General features: G+C 36.7%; 14 protein-coding genes. 3 read left to right on the top strand and 11 right to left on the bottom strand.

Annotation, left to right across the window (positions count from 1 at the left end):
• Positions 1-3 precede the first annotated feature (3 nt).
• The 11 genes from tssK to tssA are packed head-to-tail and all read right to left on the bottom strand — an operon-like array spanning position 4 to position 12,385.
• Positions 4-1,332: a type VI secretion system baseplate subunit TssK gene (gene tssK, locus WCX87_RS02420; RefSeq protein ID WP_345980447.1), complete on the bottom strand. Its 1,329-nt coding sequence runs from the start codon at positions 1,330-1,332 to the stop codon at positions 4-6.
• Position 1,333: 1 nt separating this feature from the next.
• Positions 1,334-1,783 carry a type VI secretion system lipoprotein TssJ gene (gene tssJ / locus WCX87_RS02415; RefSeq protein ID WP_345980446.1) on the bottom strand — a complete coding sequence of 150 codons (450 nt, stop codon included), beginning with the start codon at positions 1,781-1,783 and terminating at the stop codon, positions 1,334-1,336.
• Complete coding sequence (gene tagH, locus WCX87_RS02410) at positions 1,784-3,004, bottom strand: type VI secretion system-associated FHA domain protein TagH (protein ID WP_345980445.1); 1,221 nt, start codon at positions 3,002-3,004, stop codon at positions 1,784-1,786.
• A gap of 3 nt (positions 3,005-3,007) precedes the next feature.
• The gene (locus WCX87_RS02405; RefSeq protein WP_345980444.1) at positions 3,008-3,145 is read right to left on the bottom strand and encodes a hypothetical protein; all 138 of its coding nucleotides are present in this window, start codon (positions 3,143-3,145) and stop codon (positions 3,008-3,010) included.
• Positions 3,142-5,709 (bottom strand): type VI secretion system ATPase TssH, encoded by a 2,568-nt coding sequence (gene tssH, locus WCX87_RS02400; protein WP_345980443.1) that lies wholly within the window; start codon positions 5,707-5,709, stop codon positions 3,142-3,144. Before tssH ends, WCX87_RS02405 begins: the two co-directional genes overlap by 4 nt.
• A gap of 2 nt (positions 5,710-5,711) precedes the next feature.
• The gene (gene tssG, locus WCX87_RS02395) at positions 5,712-6,707 is read right to left on the bottom strand and encodes a type VI secretion system baseplate subunit TssG (protein ID WP_345980442.1); all 996 of its coding nucleotides are present in this window, start codon (positions 6,705-6,707) and stop codon (positions 5,712-5,714) included.
• Entirely contained in the window at positions 6,708-8,483 is a 1,776-nt protein-coding gene (gene tssF / locus WCX87_RS02390) for a type VI secretion system baseplate subunit TssF (RefSeq protein WP_345980441.1), read from the bottom strand.
• Positions 8,473-8,889 carry a type VI secretion system baseplate subunit TssE gene (gene tssE / locus WCX87_RS02385; RefSeq protein ID WP_345980440.1) on the bottom strand — a complete coding sequence of 139 codons (417 nt, stop codon included), beginning with the start codon at positions 8,887-8,889 and terminating at the stop codon, positions 8,473-8,475. Before tssE ends, tssF begins: the two co-directional genes overlap by 11 nt.
• Positions 8,889-10,364, bottom strand: coding sequence for a type VI secretion system contractile sheath large subunit (gene tssC / locus WCX87_RS02380; RefSeq protein ID WP_345980439.1), 1,476 nt, complete (start codon positions 10,362-10,364; stop codon positions 8,889-8,891). The genes tssE and tssC overlap by 1 nt, the downstream gene beginning before the upstream one ends.
• Positions 10,365-10,378: 14 nt before the next feature.
• Complete coding sequence (gene tssB, locus WCX87_RS02375; protein WP_345980438.1) at positions 10,379-10,861, bottom strand: type VI secretion system contractile sheath small subunit; 483 nt, start codon at positions 10,859-10,861, stop codon at positions 10,379-10,381.
• A 9-nt stretch (positions 10,862-10,870) separates the two neighbouring features.
• On the bottom strand, positions 10,871-12,385 hold the full coding sequence (gene tssA / locus WCX87_RS02370; RefSeq protein WP_345980437.1) for a type VI secretion system protein TssA: 1,515 nt from the start codon (positions 12,383-12,385) through the stop codon (positions 10,871-10,873).
• 379 nt (positions 12,386-12,764) lie between these two features.
• Here tssA and WCX87_RS02365 point away from each other — a divergent pair, with 379 nt between their 5' ends.
• Genes WCX87_RS02365 through WCX87_RS02355 form a run of 3 tightly spaced genes read left to right on the top strand, consistent with a single transcriptional unit; the run spans position 12,765 to position 18,025 of the window.
• Positions 12,765-16,736: a hypothetical protein gene (locus WCX87_RS02365; RefSeq protein ID WP_345980436.1), complete on the top strand. Its 3,972-nt coding sequence runs from the start codon at positions 12,765-12,767 to the stop codon at positions 16,734-16,736.
• Positions 16,733-17,410: a tetratricopeptide repeat protein gene (locus tag WCX87_RS02360; RefSeq protein ID WP_345980435.1), complete on the top strand. Its 678-nt coding sequence runs from the start codon at positions 16,733-16,735 to the stop codon at positions 17,408-17,410. Before WCX87_RS02365 ends, WCX87_RS02360 begins: the two co-directional genes overlap by 4 nt.
• Positions 17,411-17,452: 42 nt before the next feature.
• Entirely contained in the window at positions 17,453-18,025 is a 573-nt protein-coding gene (locus WCX87_RS02355; protein WP_345980434.1) for a tetratricopeptide repeat protein, read from the top strand.
• Position 18,026 lies beyond the last annotated feature (1 nt).

Here is an 18,026-nt window from a genome sequence, read left to right as displayed (position 1 = left end):
CCTTTACGCACTTCTAATAGACCATAATGCATAAACAACATTTGGTAGTTCTGCGGACAGATGGAAAGCGAAACCGCCGGATCTTTCCAGTTCGACACGATTTTCATTTGTCAACTCAATTTGAAAATACAGATGATTTACACGATAAGGGATCTCTCTTGGAGGAGACGAGAGCGGTTTGATTTTAAATCCGACCAAATGGTAATTCACTAACTCTCTAATAGTTTCTATACTGCCTATTTTAAGATTTGACATCAATGTTTCTTTAATGCTTTCTGTAGAGGCATCTGCACTGACGGCAAATATAAATTGTGATGTTTTCACCATTTTTTTATCTTTTAACTGAGCTACATGAATACCGTATTTTCTCTCTTCGATAGGTAGAGAGATAGAGTTTTGTTCCAGTACCATACTGAGCATACCTTTTAGCTCCGCAATGATCTTATTGAAACTGCCTCCGACATCTTCATGTTTGTATGTGAAGTTTTCAGATAATTTTTTATCTTTTTTCATAAACACAGCCAGTTCACCCGCTAATGTCGTAAGTTCCAGAAAAACATCTTGAGGGTGAATCCTATCTTGCGTTAGAAAGAAGTGAAATCTACTGAGTGTTTTATTTAAAAGTTGTAACATCAAGTAGTTTCCCAGTTCTGATGCCTGTAGTACTGAATGACTTATTTTTTCTGACAACCTTTCGACTCTGTATGTCAGCATGCTGATCAATTCATTCAATCGAGACATCAAATCTTTTGATTTATTAAGATGTAAAAATGTCGGTATATAACTTTCATCTATCGTTACCGTACCTCCGGCACTAACCGATACTATATTCGTGATCTTGATAACGATATAACCGTCGTTGACATCATCTTCTATCAAAAGTTTAAAATCATGTCTGGCAACGACTAGATCAGTTGTAGAACTTTCACCGGCATTTGTATTTGGTACATCTAAAATAGATTCTGCGCTAAAACGGGTTAAAATATTTTCTTGATCTTCAAAACGAACATCATCACTATTATGAATCAATATCGGTATTGCTAAATAAACACTCTGTCCAAAATCATCACTATCAATATTAAGTGCCAAATCTTCATCTTTAGCCGTTATATCAAACAGCGTCCCATCAGGTAATATACCGCTTGCATGATTTAGAACTATTTTCCCCATACCAAGGAGTCGTTTATCTATATCAAGCTCGAAGAACCCCCATTGATTACTACCAAGCTCAGTAGTTCTTGTCATCAATTCATAAGCATAATATCTATCGTTTTGTTGAAAGTGCTGCGGACGAATAAAAAGCCCCTCTTTCCATACTATTCTTTTTTCCATCTTATTCATCTTCCGTAATAGAGTATTTTTTTATTTTCAATTCAGCCTCATTAGATGAATCTTTTTCCAAATTGATGATATAACGCCAATTAGAATCTTTGATATCTCTAAACTTGGCGACTATGCCGAGGTACTTAGCCTTTTCATCAAACACTATTTGATATGTCTGTTTTTCATTAGGAAGGATTGGATATTTCGTCTGAGACAATATATCCTGCTTTAGTTTTTTACCTGAATTATCTACAATATCCCAGTAGTTATATTTTGAGAACTTATCTGCTGATGAAAGCTCATAAAAAACCAGCATCAAAGGTGAAGAGACATTATCATCGTCCACATTTATCTCTTTACCGGAGGTGATCTCCAAATCTATATGTGTCGGATTTTTCGATACACACCCACTCATAAATATAACTATTAACAATGATGTAAAATATATTTTTCTCTTCATCTACTTCTCCTGTTTAACACGTTTTTCTGTCGCTAAAGTCACGCTGTATGCAGTGTTTTTATATTCTCTTGCAAAATCTTTGCTTATGAGTTCAGCACCTTTTTCCGGTTCGTGTTCTAATTCTTTAAACATATCTTCATATGCACTCCACATCATAGATCTCTTAGATTTGAATATAGATTTTAAAGCTCCGAGACTTTCAAAGTAGTAGGCTAGATTACTAGGTGAAAATCTTCTTATCACTACGCTCATTAGATTTTTGCTGCTTGCATGAAGTGCTATATTATGCTGATCAAGTTCATCGAATGATTGTAAAATGGCATCAGAAACTCTTGAAAATCCCAACATACCTGTTAGCTGTTTGTTTTGCAGTAGTGTAGAAGCGGATTCACCGAGTAAAATGGGGTTTACTTGTGTTTCTCTCTCATCCGCTTTTAAGACATTTAAATCTTCTTTGATCTTTTCTTTTAAATAAAGGGAGTGTTTCAAACCGCTTAAACTGTTCAAAATAATATCTCCGACCTCCTCTATTAGGATGTCCCGTTCTTTCTTATCGAGTGAACATATTTCTATACCGAGTTTCTGTTCTAAAATATTTATACTTCTTTGTAAAGAAGTATTTGAAATCGTGGAAGAAGCCTCACTTGTTTCCTGTGATGCATCGGGAATGCTGATATGATGCTCGTTTAATTCACTTGCATTTGTTTCAGAGTCTATTTCGTCATTGCTAACTGTATTTTCATAAGTAGTTTTTTTCGCACTTGTAACGATATCCATAACATTGATTTCATGCGTTTCCAGGCTGTCAAAAGGCTCATCTAAAAAGTCATCATCAGGGATAATACGCGTATCTTCCGAATCAGAAGTATTTATCTGTTCCATAATATCCGTAGAAAAATCATCTTCTACAAACCTTGCTTGTATTTCATATTCACCTAAAATATAGATATCTGTAGAACTGATTTTTATACGGTTACCTTTTGGCAGTTTTTTATATGGAAATTTGAGGTATGTTCCGTTTGTACTTTCATCACGAATGTAGTAAACTTCATCTTGATATTCGATATATACGTGACTATTTGAAATGTAGTTTTGTTGATCGTTCAATTGCCAGTCGGCGTTTGTCGATCTTCCTACAATTCCCCCTTCTCTATTTAAATGAAAGCTTCTTTTTAAAGGAGTCTCTTCACCGCTTTTTATAATGTCTAAAACTAATTTCATGGTTTATTTCTCCTCCACTTTTTCTACAGTCGGTTTTACTTGATATAGGGGTTTATAAGTTTCTTTAAAAGAACTACAAGCCGTAAATGACATACTCACTAAAATCATACTTAGCATGATAAACAGAGATTTTTTTTTCATAACTCACTCCTTACAATGATTTCTTGGTTTTCATCCACATTGATATGTAACTGTCTGATAATCTGTTTTTCAACCGCTGCATTTAACATGATCTTTGAAAGCTTTGGCATAATTTTGTTATTTATGATCAGCTCTATATTTCTAGCTCCCGTATCTCGTGCATTTGACAAAGCAGCGACAAATTCTAAAAGTGAATCATCGTAATGAAACTCGATCTCTTTTTTGGCTAATTGATTACGGATAAACTGTAACTTGAGTTTTGTTATCTCTTTTAAGGCTTCATCTTTAAGATTGAGATATGGGATTATGTTCATCCTTCCAAGCAATGCAGGTTGGAGATAAGCAGAAAGAATAGGTGTTATATGTTCTTTTATCTCATCCATTGTAATGTCTTGATCATTTGTACACAATTCAGTTATTTCAGCAGTCGCTAAATTTGATGTCATCACGATGATTGTGTTTTTAAAGTCGATGGTACGTCCCTCGCCGTCGTTTAAAACACCTTTGTCGAACATCTGGTAAAAAAGGTTCAAAATTTCAGGATGGGCTTTTTCTATTTCATCTAAAAGTACCACCGAATAAGGCTTGACTCTAACAGGGTCCGTAAGCTGTCCGCCTTCTCCGTATCCTATGTAGCCCGGCGGTGAACCGATCAGTCTTGAGACAGTATGTTTTTCTTGGAACTCGGTCATATTGATCGTCGTAATAAATCTTTCACCGCCGAAGATAAGGTCGGCTATACTTAATGCGGTTTCCGTTTTACCCACACCGCTCGGACCTACAAGTAAAAAAACTCCTGCAGGAGCATTCTCTTTTTTAAGTCCTGCCATGGAAATCTGTAAAAATTGATTGATATATTCAATAGCTTCTTCTTGTCCGATGATTCTTTCTTTCATAGAATTTTCCAGATCAATAACTTTTTGGATCTGCTTATTGATCATATTGCCAAGAGGTATGCCTGTCCAAGATGAGATAACTTCTGCGATCTGCTCTTTTGTTACATGTTTATGAATATATCTATTTTGTTCATGCAGTAAATCGATCTTTTCATGTAAAGGACGGACTTTATCGTGTTCATTCTCTTTGAGCGCTTGCTGTAGCTCTTCCATTGCACTTTTTTGTTCCTGCCAAGACTCTTTAATGATCACAGCCTCTTCTTCAAGCTGAGTGATCTCATCTACAAGGGATGTCAGTTGTGCAGAATAATCTTTTATTCCTCTATTGTTGTCTCGTATTAAAAACTCTTCTTTTCTTTTTAACTCTTCTATCTGAGTGTAAAGCTTTTGCAGTACAAACGGCACATTGGTCTGGCTTATCTTTACATTGGCACAAGCGGTGTCTAAAACATCTATCGCTTTGTCGGGAAGCTGTCTGCCTGTTATGTATCTTGCCGAAAGAGAAGCAGCGGCTTGCAATGCTTCATCTTCTATATAGACTTCATGTACCTCTTCATACTTTTTCGCAATACCTCGTAAAATGGTGACGGCTTCATCAACAGTCGGTTCTAAAAGATCGATCTTTTGAAATCTTCTCGACAGTGCCGGATCTTTTTCAAAATATTTTCTATATTCAAGCCATGTTGTCGCAGCTATCGTTCTTAGTTGTCCCCGTGCCAATGCAGGTTTTAAAAGGTTCGCAGCATCTCCGCTTCCCTCATTGCCTCCTGCACCGATTAGCGTATGGGCTTCATCGATAAATAAAATAATAAACTCCGGCGAGTTTTGTATTTCATTAATGACCGCTTGAAGTCTTCTTTCAAACTCTCCTTTTACTCCTGCTCCTGCTTGCAATGCACCTAGATCAAGAGATAATATCTGTGCATTGTAGAGTTGTGTCGGTACCTCATGGTTGACCACTTTTAATGCCAGACCTTCGACTACTGCCGTTTTACCGACTCCGGCTTCTCCAACCATAATCGGATTGTTCTTTCTTCTTCGCAGTAAAATATCTATTGCCTGTTTGATCTCATCGTCTCGGCAAAGTACAGGGTCGATCTCTCCATCTTTTGCAAGTTGTGTTAGGTTTGTAGTATATTTATCTAACTCTGCAGAAGTTTTTATTTTCTTATTAGCGCTTTTTCTTTGCGCCTCGCCATTTTCCACGGCTTCTTCATTTAAGCCTTCTATCAAACTTTTCACTTCATCAAAAGGTATATTTTGCAAAAGTCTGAAATACTGTGTATTGGAGTATTTGATACCATTATCAAACAATGATAAGATAATTGCCGCGTCTGAGATTTCATTCACGTTCAACTGCATTTTTGCAATGAGATACGAGTCTTCCAGCAATTGAATAAGCAGATTGGAAAAGACAGGACTGCTGCTCTCAGTTGCATTGACTTTTACACCGTGTTGTAGAGCTTCTACCATTGATTCTTGTTCAATGCTATAATGTGTCATAAGTGCGTTAAACAATGATTTTTCATCTTCACACATCACAAATAAAACATCTTCGATTAAAATTTCGTTTCCCGATCTCTCAACACATCTCGATGCAGCATTTTGAAGATGTATCTTTGTTTTTGTATCCAATGCGTTTATCAACTCACGTAATTCAAATTTCATTTCTAACCTTTTTGTGCAATAATAATCTGTTCATTTCCGGTCGGTTCCCCTATCCAGCAATTAATTCCTATGTATCTCTTCTCGGATTCATCCAAAACACAACTCACCTTATTTTCTTCATTGATCCCAAGACATACGTCATATTCCAAAGGTTCATTCAAAGCGAAAGAAATAAGGTCATTAAGCTCATCCATTTTATTTCCATGAATGCTGTACCTGAGCATATCTTCTACCCTTACGTTGTTAAGCAAAATTCTGAATTTTGATGTTTTGTTTATGACAAATTCACCAATATTTAGATTCACACCGAGCTGGCTGTTTGTTTGTCCAAGTCTTGCGTATTGCCAAGAAGGGATCTTCGATTGCATCTTTATACATTGCAAAATTTCGATCTCATCAAACCCAAGGTAATGGCGTAAGATCGAAGTAAGTGTTCCTGCAGATTTTTGGCGCATACTGAGTACACCAATATAAGGCATGATCTTTTGAAAATCCAACTTATTATGTTCAACATCGAAGTTGGCGTATAGACCCAAAAGTGAAAGCAGATATTTGGAAAAACCATCTTTTAAGTCTTTATTATATTTGACGTAATATCTGTGTTTTTCCCACACCGGATAAATAAATCTCTGCAAATTATGATTGAAGAGATTTAGAAAATCATATAAGATCCTATCACCCTCAAAACTTCTTAAAACCGTTTCGTTGTAGTGACTTGGAAGCGGAGAAGAACTTCCAAAAAGACTTAAAAAGTTGATTTTTACACTGACCCGTTTTCCTGCAGCTTCATTTTCAAAAAACTCAATAGAGTCAAGTTCACTTTTTTGAAATGCCAGTGAAGAGTTCCCTTCAAAACGTATTTTTTTGTAAAGCAATTCATAATCTGATGTCTGATAAAGCTCTTTTAAATAGTGTAAGATCACTCTAATAGCCTGAGGTAGGCTATATTTTTTAATATTTAACTCGATACTTTGATTTATAGTGTCAATATTCATCATCTACCCCAGAGCCTTTGTTCCCATTTTAGGTTGCCAGGTAAAGATATCCTCATCAAGCATATCTACCGTTAATTGATGAAAAGAGTTTATGTTCCCGTACAGAGCTAAAAACTCATTTAAGATCGAACAAAATATAAAAGCATCTCCCAAACATTCGAATTTAGTAGGGTCAAGCAGTAATAAAGCTTCTATCCCTCGAATTGGAAGTCCCTGATCGATCATCTCAATAGTTCTATATTTGATAGATTTAAGACCTTGCAGCATTACCGATGTTTTTTCTCTTCGTTTTATGTCATTTGCACCGATGAAGTCATAACTTTCTATGATCTTTCTAAGTGCCTGGATATTATCCAACGACAAATAGTTAAGAGACATATTCGAGATGATCTTCCATAAAAAGTCACCGTCGATCGGTGGCGGATAAGAAGAAGTTGGAATAGTTATATTTTTAAATTTCAATTTTTCCGTAGATGAAAGTGGATCTGGCAAATTGACATCACCCAATAACAGCGCCTCATTAGGTGTGTTTTTATTGGTACATATAATATGTACCGATACCGTACTATTGGAGTTTTCTATATTTTCTTCTGCTCCTCCGTTTGATGCAAAACGTAAATACGTGTTCGTTCTTTCGCCGTCAATAGAAAGTTTTACCCTTGTAGAGTAATATTGTGCATTATCATTATGTTCAAATGATTCAAAAAGCTGATAATCGTCATAACGATTTTTTGACTGAATCCACCCTCGAACATTTTCAATAGAGTAAACTTCACTGTGTTCTTTTGAGATATCTGCAGGCACGACTAAGTATTCGTCCTGCATCGCATTTTTTCTAATCGGTACTGCTTCCGTTTCAAACAGATTGATCGCAGGTGTACAAAAAAGATTAAAGCTCTCTTTTGTCGGAAGTTCATTACTTTCCAATCTTTTAGAAAAGTGAAATTGAATGCTAAAAGTCCGAGCTTTTTTTAAGAACTCTTTATCAATCGTAGCTATTTTTTCCAAATTGAAAAGATCGACAAATAAGAATTTATCAGGATAACAAAAGTACTCCTGCAGTAAAACATATCCGTCAAATATATTAAGAGGATATGAAGCTAATTTCTCATTCATATGAAAGCCGACAGCTTTTACTGAATTTGCGTCTAAAGTGATCTTCTTTACATCTTCTTCATCAGAACCGATGATCTCTAGTTCGATCGACTCAAGAAAACGCATTAAGAGCATATACATATCTTTTGCGATGAATTTAGAACCACCTAAAAAGAACCGGAGTTTTTTTAAATTAAGATCATCAAGAGAACCTGAAGATGTCATTTTAAGATCAAGTTCGATGGAACTTTTTTCTCCATGGACAAAATAGTTGATCTTATCTATATCGAGCGCCATGACTTCTGTATCATATGAAGTTTTAAAACGGCATTGAACACCGTCAGCGACACTTTTACTCAGTATCTTGCTGTTTTTCTTAACGACGACTGTTTCATTTTCATCACGTAAAGGTTCATACTGCACAATTGTGTATGAAGGTATGGGACGTACATAGTTTGGCCATAATAGTTGCACAAGTGTATGAGAAACTTCCGGTAGTTCTCTGTGTATCTGTTGTTTTAATCGACCGGTTAAAAAAGCGAACCCCTCTAAGAGTCTTTCTACATCGGGGTCTTGACCTTCTTTTGATAAAAAAGTCGATAATCCGGGATTTTTCTTTGAAAACTCCGCCCCTTCAACTCTTAGAGCGCTTAGCTCTTGTCTGTAGTAGTCATTAAATTCCATGTGTATGTACTTTCACTCCGCCGCTTTTAAAAAGATCAGCTTTGAAACTAATCTTTTTCATCTTTTTATTTATCTTTACAGAACCTTCAATAAAGATACTCATCTCGTTTTTTTGTAAATGCTCTTTATTCACGCTTACATGTACTTTAGAAAGTCTCGGTTCATATTTATCAATAGTTAGTTTTGAGTTGTGCTCGATCGCATTGATCGATTCATTTAAATTAAAACTAATATTGTCCAGATCCGGTCTTCCATAATCCAAAGCGATCTCTGCACTTCCTGCATTAGAGGAGAATATTCGAGACAAATTCAATGCTATTGAAGTGTATAATGCTTCCTCTTCACTACCATATTTCACAGTCTGTGCTTGAGGCGTTAAACGCTCGAATAAACTCCCTTTATACATTAATCTTTATCCAGCTTTCCGACTAAAGAAAGTTCGAAGTTGGCACCCATATACTTAAAGTGAGGTCTTAGAGCGATCTTCACTTTGTACCAGCCCGGATCTTTTTCGATATCTTCGACATCGATTTTGATCGCTTTAAACGGTCTTTTACTTCTTATTTCCGCACTTGGATTTTCCTGATTTGCTACATATTGCTTAGCCCATTTGTTAAGTTCTCTCTCAAGATCTTCTCTTTCTCTCCAAGAACCGATGTGTTCTCTTTGAAGGACTTTGATGTAATGTGCCATTCTTGTAACAGCAAACAGATAAGGAAGCTGAGTGCCAAGTTTGTAATTAAGCTCTGCTTCGTTACCTTCGGGAGTATCCGCAAATATTTTTGGTTGTTGTGCAGAGTTTGCAGCAAAGAATGCAGCCGAATTGCTGCCTTTTCTCATTACTAGAGGGATGAATCCTTCTTGTGCCAGTTCATACTCTCTTCTATCAGATACCAATATTTCCGTCGGGATTTTCATCTCAACATCACCCATGCTTTCAAAAGTATGTACAGGCAGGTCTCTTACTTCTCCACCACTCATAGGTCCGATAATATTCGTACACCATCTGAAGTTTGCAAATGAATCAGTCAGTTTGCTTGCAAATGTGTATACCGTACTTCCCCAAAGGTAGTTTTCATGTGATTTCGAAACATCTTCCTGGTAAACGAATTTCGAAATTGGATTATCCTCAGGATCATAAGGTGCTCTTAGTAGAAATCTCGGAAGTGTCATACCGACATATCTTGAATCTTCGTTTTTTCTAAAACCTTTCCATGCGGCAAATTGAGGTGAGTTCATCACATCTTCCAGATCTTTTAGATTCGGCATGCCTTCAAAAGAATCAAGTCCAAAGAACTTAGGTCCCGCAGCCGTGATCAAAGGTGCATGTGCCATAGCTGAAATAGAAGCCATCTTGGTCATAAACTTCATATCTACATTAGACGGAGCGATCTCGTAATCGGCAACGATCGTTCCAACAGGTTCTCCACCGAATTGACCGTAACCAGATGTATAGACATGCTTGTACAGTCCTGTTTGCGTAATGTCTAAACAATCTTCGAAGTCTTCTATCAGATCCTCTTTTGTGACGTTTATCATCTCCATCAAAATGTTTTCTCTAAAGTCTGTTCTTTCAACTAAAAAGTACAGACCGCGCCATTTAGATTCAAGTTCTTGAAATTTTTCATGATGCAGGATCTCATCCATTTGAGCGGAGATCTTTGCATCAATCTCTGCGATCATCTTATCGATAACCGTTTTATTGACCTTTTCATCTGGATTATTCGACTTGATCAACTCTTCTATAAGTGCACCCACTCCGGACTTTACGACAGTATATGTGTCATCTTCTCGTGTTATACTTGTTTGCGCAATAATATTGTCTAACAAACTTCCGTTAACGGCTTCATTACTTGCCGCTGTTGCTTCTACTACAGACATCTATTTATCCTTTCCTAAGATTTTAAATTAAGTTCACTCATTAACTTATCTCTTTCTTCTTTGTCAGAGATAGCATTTTCAATAGCATTTCTAAATGCAGGGACATTTCCTAAAGGACCTTTTAATGCCACTAAAGACTTTCTTAGTTCCATTAGTACTTTAAGTTCTTCAACATTTTCAACAATGCTTTCCGGTGAAAAATCCTTCATACTGTTTATGTTCAAATTGACATTTAAAGATGCATCTTCATCATCCGTTAATTTGCTCGGAACATCAAACGTAACCGAAAGTTTTTGCTCTTTTAGCACATCGTTAAAATTGTTTTTATCGATTTTAATAGCCTTTCTATCTTCAATCGGCAACTTTTCTGCATTTGGATTGTAGTTACCTAAAATAGTAAGTTTATAAGGTATTTCAATCTCTTCCGTAGCGTCTCCCGTTGCGGGTTTGTAGGTGACGTTAATCCTTTCTTTTGGTGACTCTGACTGTTTGTTCATTGTTTCTCCTTATTTTAAATTGAATGCCTGTGAGACATCTATCTTACATAGACGCTCATAGACATTGTTTATTTTTTCTTCGTTTTGTTGACCGTCAAAATGCTTTAAAAACAGTGTATATACTTCTAAAGCCAAATCGGGGTGCCATTCATCCAAATGGTATTTCTGTACATCTTGTTCAAGACCGGACAGAAGAGCTGAAGTCATTTTGTTTTTTTTATTTATGATATTCAGCTTCACAAGTTCCAAGCGCAGTCTAAATTTGTCTTCATAATTTAAAGCTGCGTTATATTCATTTTGAAGTAATTGCATCGCCTCCTTTGTTTGATGGTTTTGAGTGATTTTTTTGATCTTGGAAAATATGTCTTCCATAGCATCCGCAGCAGTAGCTTTTTTTGCCTGTTCTTCGTTGTTTGTTATCTTTGTATGTAAAAAATGCTGTAATTCATGTGATATGAAAGGAGTGTCATTTTTAAACTTCAGATCTTCCAGCCCTTTATGCGAGTCAATGAAAGCGACCAGATTGTTTAATATCTCTTGCGCTTCATAATGTCTGCCGGCCTCTTCAAGTATTTTGTATGATTCATAATGTCCGTCCAGCCAATAAGGAGATCTTTCCAAGGTAGCCTGCAGGAGTTTAAAAACTTCTTCCTTCTCTCCACTTTCAAAAGTCTCCCGGATCTTTAAAAGCGTCGTTTCCGAAGGAGGATTGATCTGTGTCAGGCCCTCTTTGTGTACAGGAATATCTTCGACATTTATCCAAGAGAGCATTCTGGATATTTTTATGGCTTTAAGATCGAACGGGTTTTCTTTTCTATAGTATTCACTTAACATAGATGCCGATTTCTTAAAGTTTTGAAAGACTTTAAAAGCTTCATCTTTGTTCTTAATGACATGAATCGGTTTTTCCTCTTTTGTGGATTCCTGTTTTAGTATCTCTTTTTTATTTAAATCTGCTTTTTTCTCTTTATGAGGAAGTTGTTCGGGAGTACTCTTGACAGTTTGCGGCTCCAGACTTTTTAGATGGCGGATTATTTTGCTGAAGTAGTTATCATCGGATTGCATAAGCTCTTTAAAGGTGTTTTGAGTACTTTGAAACAGTTCGCTTAGTTCAGCACTGTTTGTCAATTCATCTTGAAAAAGCTTTTTCTCTACGATCTCTCTTGTCAAAATCGATTCTAACCATACCAATGTATTTTGTCTAGCCTTAACTGGTTTAGGAAAAAGACTTTCATTATATTTTTCTAAGAATTGGTTAAAGACGACTAACGACTGAGACAATCCCGTCCACTTGTCTAAATGCCAGTTGGCAAAAAGCCACCAAACGGCGATTTTCAAATCTTTTGATTTCATTTTTAGAAAATCATTACAGTTATTTTTAACATTTTGCCAGTCTGTATCTTCCTCAGCACTCACACTGTAGGACTTATCTACTTCAAGTTCGATCTGTACAAAAGCATCGTCATATTTCAAATCTTGACCTGCAGGATTCTCGTATGATATGTCAATAAGTATGTTTTCCACTTTTCACCTTATACACCAAAAATATCGAAAAATACAACAGACCAGTCTGTATGTAAAATAATGAAATAAAAATCAACTCTTAATATACTTACTTAATTTATTTATATTTGTAGAATAATTAAGATTAAATGTTGTAAAAATAATACAAACCGATTAGTATTTGTACAACTCTAGTCAATTTTAGTTTAAATTTATCTTATTTTCATTAAGATTTAGCACAGAATATTTAATTTTGTTTCTAAAAAACTAAATTAAAGCTATTTTTAGGACAAATAATTAAAAAAATAGAACAAACTTATAAACTTAAAAAAATATTTAGTTTATGGCCGTAACACAAACTATATATATAAGTTCTAATAAATAAAGAAGGATAAAAAATATGGCACGTAAAGTCTTGACAGAATCCTGCGTAATCCAATGTGCTCACGGAGGAACGGTAAATCATCCATCCAGTGATGCCATCCGTACCATCGGGGGACTAAAACCAAACTTTTGTACAGACATCTTAAATGCTCCCATAAGCGGATGTCCCGTGCCATATACTCCCTGTACACAAGTCGCCGCAACATCCAGCGCCATGACCGAAGCAAATGTAACGGGCAGCGGAGGGACATATGCTCTTGACGTATCTGGATGCCAAACGGACCAAGGTGCCGCACTGCAGATAGTATCACGTGCAAACAGCAACTCCGCTACAAATGTAAAATCAAGTGCCGACAATAAGGTAGAAGGCGAAAAAGCCACAAAAGAGGAAAAAGAAAAAGCAAAGAATAAAAAGGAAAAAGAGCGTTACAACCTTTACCTGTTAAGAGAATCCCAAGATATTTTTGCAGAAAAGGTCTACAAACCTCTTCGACCTTCAAGAGCTTTTGCAGACATAAAAACTTTCTACGGGACTATGGATACAAATCCACTCATCAGAGAAAAGATAGTTCCCTTTACATTGGCATTTGTTTACATAAAACTCAAAGATGGCAATATAAACGAATACAGGATCATCAGCAGAGGTTCTCTGTACGGTGAAACCTTTAAAGATATAAAATACAAAGATGAAAAAAATGTAGCTAGAGACTACATCCCTCTTTACGATGGAGATGAGATCGAGATCTTTTACTCTAATGTACAACTCAGTAAAGACAAAAGTAAACGTGAGACTATGCTTGGTAAACTTTTAGGCATCAAGTTCGATCCTACCGATGCCAATAAAAAAGATGAAAGTTTCTTTTTAAAAGACCCAAATGCCATAGACTCCAACCAGATCAGTCAAAAGACATTTAAACTGCAAAAAGAGTACGATCCCGTTAAAGAGCATAAAGAGAAGGTGAAAAAAGCAGAAGCAGAAGGCAAAAGCACAGAGTTTAAACTCTATCCGCTAAATGCTGTGATGACCATTCCCGATCCTCTCGGACAAGCTGAAGACCTGCTCAATATCTATGAATGGAGCTATAAAACTACTTTTAGCCAAAACGATTCTCATTTACGAGGGCTAAAACAGACAAACGCTTACACTTATGCCGTGAGCAGCCAGATAGACTACTTTTATGTAAGCAGCGATGAACAAAAAGAGTATGACGACAACATCAAAAAACTCAAAAAACTCTACCGCACCCTAGCAGACGAGGTGTGCAAAGGAGAGTTTGCTTCTTTAATAGTAAAGGGTGAAAACAACATAGCTTCACTCGATGAGATCATCACGCCGGCATTTGATACAGCTCAAAACTACTTAAATGAGATACGCTTTATAAACCACTCCTTTTTTAAAAATGTACTTGACGGAGTACACAGCAGCAGACATCACCATGAAAACCATCCATATGACGAGGATGCGTTTGTTGTCTCTTCTAAAGGACTTACATGTAAGTATGTGGGGCTTATAGATTTTTTAAGTGTGAATGAAGAGAATGTCTACGTACGCAGAAGATATGCCCAAAAAACAAAAGAATACAACGATGTAAACTACGGTTATCTCGTCTTGAGCGATGCAACTGACCGTTATAAACCCTACCAACAGAACCCCGCGGAGATGCTCGCTCTTTTAGTGTTTTCACTGTTTTTCTCCAAAGCACATAAAGAAAAAGCGAAAAAAAGCAAAGTGTACGAAAGTGCAAAAGAGTTTTTTTACACTCTTAAAAACTCCCGTCCTATGCCTGTCATCAGTGACGAAAACATCAAAAATACTAAAAAGCTCATAGATGACCAGAGCCATTCTTATGCAAAGATATGTAAAAGAGAAAACAAACTTTTAGAGCAGTTTGAAAACATAGACGGTACAAATAAAGAGTTTGCATTTGACAACTCTAAGATACAAGCTCCAAAAAAAGCGTTCAGCGACCTTTATATGCCAAAAGAGTTTAGTAACTTTTTTCGCTCTCCGACAAATCCGAAAGAGCTGCTTTTAAAAGCCAAGGATCTCATAACGGCAGATGAGTTTAAAAAGGTCTTTAAAGCCTACGGCGAGATGGATAAGTTTGACTCACAGCTTCAAGAACAGGAGTACCTAAACACCGTTATGGGACTGCTTTACACCTTTATGGAGGACAAAAGTCTTCTGGACGCGGAAGCAAACATAAACTCTCCGTTTAACAATGAAGAAAAGCACCTGCTTTCCCTCGCCGAGCATGTCATAAAACTCAGAAACGACATCACAGACGATGCATTTAAATCTAAAATATTCAACCTTCCTATACGCGAGCACTATACAAAGACTCTGCACTCGCACATAGGCCACTCGATGGTACAGACCGAGAGAAACAAACAGGGGTTTACCGCAAGACAAGGCAATGCAGAGGCATTTTTGAAAAAGTACGTTTCTAAAAAGAAAGAGGAAGAGACAAAGCTAGACCTCAGCAACCTGCTCTCAAGCAACTTCGACATCTCCAAGGAGAGTGAAAAGAGCATAGCAGACTACTACGAGTCACTCAAGACCATAGAGGGTTTTGCTTCTAAAGCGGGGGATGTGGCTGAGAAGTATGGAGATGATATTGATTCTGAAGCAAGAGTACAAATTACAAAAATACAAAATACTCCTGCATACAAAACCCTCCTAGCTTCCATAAAAACCCTCTCCATCTTCGTAGCTGGAGTGAATGTTGCCATTGGCGTCATCAACTACAAAAAACTCAAATATAACGACATCTTCCCGCTCATAGGCGACACCTACACCACTATAGACAGCTTTAGTAAAGTCGCACCTAAGAGTAAAGAGGCTGTCGTTGAGTCTGTACAGAAGTTCTTAGGCGAAGAGAACTTCGTAAAAATAGCTTCTTGGAAGCTGATGGCAAAAGTGGGTCTGGTTGCCATTGCCATAAGTGCGGTGTATGACATCAACCACCTGCAAGAGGATGACTTTGACGGAGGCGTAGCCATCGTCACAAAAAACTTGACCATCATAGCCCTGATGGTCGCTCCTGGGATGCTTGCTACCGTACCGGCTATAGGCTGGATAGCCGCACTTGGCGTACTGGCAGTAGAGTTGGCATGGGAGTTTTACTTAAAAGACATGTTCGTAGACACTCCGCTGGAGAGTTACATCATGAAAAGCCTGCTGTTTCATAAGTTTGACGATGACAGCATACTCGCACCGATGTTTTCTCCTCTTGGCTATGCTATTTACAGATACTATAGCGGTAAACCATACAAGAGCATTCTTTTTGCCGAGGCGGTAAACGCACAGCACAAACAACTTGTACAGGGATTTGACACTTTAGAAGATGTGCAAAACTTCATAGGTGACAACCAAGACAAGTATGCAGAGCTATTTAACAATGCTCTGCAGTATGAACTCTCAGCTCTTAAAGCCGTGGCGTTTGGCTACAAGGTAGATGTACTTGACCCAGAAAGCAAAGACTACTACGGAATGCCTCAAGAGCTTCAGACAACCATAAAGATACCAAAAGAGATGCTGCAAAACAACATCCAGATAATGCTGAAGATAGACACTGAGTACAAGACCATCTACGAGAGTCCCGACACCCCTCTTGGAAAAATGCCTCCTATGCCAAAAGACTTCACTTACGATATCATAGAGAGAAAGTTTTTACGTAACGGCAAAGTGGTAACCTCAAACGACATCAACGGTCTAGAGGCGGAGATGCTTTCTAAAAAAGATATATCACTTTTGATAGTCAACAGAGATATAGCCCTGAAGTATAAAATACAACTGCACTGTGTTTACGATAAAGCTGAGTACATGCCAAAAGAGACATACACGGCAAACCAGGCATTGACACTTAAGATAGAAAAGCTGAAGATAACACCTTTAGAGGGCAAAGAGAAAAGTATGCTTGACAACATAGTGTATGCACGAAGAGAGAAAGAGAAATCTCTTGCAAAACAAAAAGAGAGTGAATGATGAAGTATTTTTTTAATCTATTATTAGCTTTGCTACTGACAAGTACCGTACTCTTTGCGGAGAACTTAACAATACCGCCTTATGATAATAGGCTTGATAAATATCCAAACACTACAGAATGGTATAACCATGCTGACATAGATAGTGCATCAGCATTTAATATTGGACTTCTTTACGATACAAAAATAAATGATAATAAACTAGCAGAAATTTGGTATAAAAAAGCCTTATTCTTAGATCCTAATAATATTGATGCTCTTATAAATCTAGGCGTACTCTGCGATGATACAAAAAGATACGATGATGCAATAAGATGGTATAAACAAGCATATTCACGAACTAATAATAAAGATGCTGCAAATAATCTAGGATTAATATATGATCATAAAAAAAAGTATAAACTAGCAAACCTTTGGTACATAAAAGCTATCAAAAAAGAAAGTTTAGAAGCTATTAAAAATCTTGGACGCTTATACCACTATAAACTCAATGACGACGTAAAGGCAGCAGAGTATTTTATAGCTCTTATCGACAACAAATATCCAAAAGACAAAGTCTTAACTTATCTTAAGAATAATTGGAAACTCTCTGACAAAACCATAAAAAAAGGCTACGAAGCACAGCTAAAATCTAAGATCATTCCAGAAAAACTCAAGTACAAAGGCGGCATCTAAAATGTGTTTTTTATGCTTACATGTAAAAGAAGAGTGTGAATAATGAAATATATACTTAGACTGCTGTTAGTAATACTACTTACAAACACCATTCTTTTTGCGGAAAGCTTTCAAAAGCCTCCGTATGATGAAAGATTAAATTTAAAAGTAGATGGTAAATTGTGGTACGACAATGCTGATACAGAATATAGTGCCGCTTACAACTTAGGAGTTTTTTACCAAAAAGAACTTAAGGATTATAAACTAGCAGAATTTTGGTATAAACAAGCTATAAGTTTAAATTCTAGGAATACGGATGCAATTTATAACTTAGCATATTTGTATGAAGATAAAAAAGAATATATTAGAGCTATAAAATGGTACAAAAAAGCCATAGAGAGAGAAAGTCTTGATGCGATGAAAAACCTTTCACTTCTGTACTATAGTCAAAAAAAATACGTACAAGCAGTTGAGTATATGCTCCCTCTTAGCGATAGGAAATACACAAAAAAGAAAGTTTTTGCTCTTTTTAGAACACATTGGAAATTTAGCGAAGCTACCATAAAAAAAGGCTACGAAGCACAGCTAAAGTCTACGATCATCCCGGAAAAACTCAAGTACAAAGGCGGCATCTAAA

This window comes from Sulfurimonas sp. HSL3-2 (genome assembly GCF_039645965.1).
Classification (GTDB): Bacteria; Campylobacterota; Campylobacteria; order Campylobacterales; family Sulfurimonadaceae; genus Hydrocurvibacter; species Hydrocurvibacter mobilis.
Note: the sequence above shows the minus strand (reverse complement) of the source record. Positions and strands in the feature narration are given on the sequence as shown.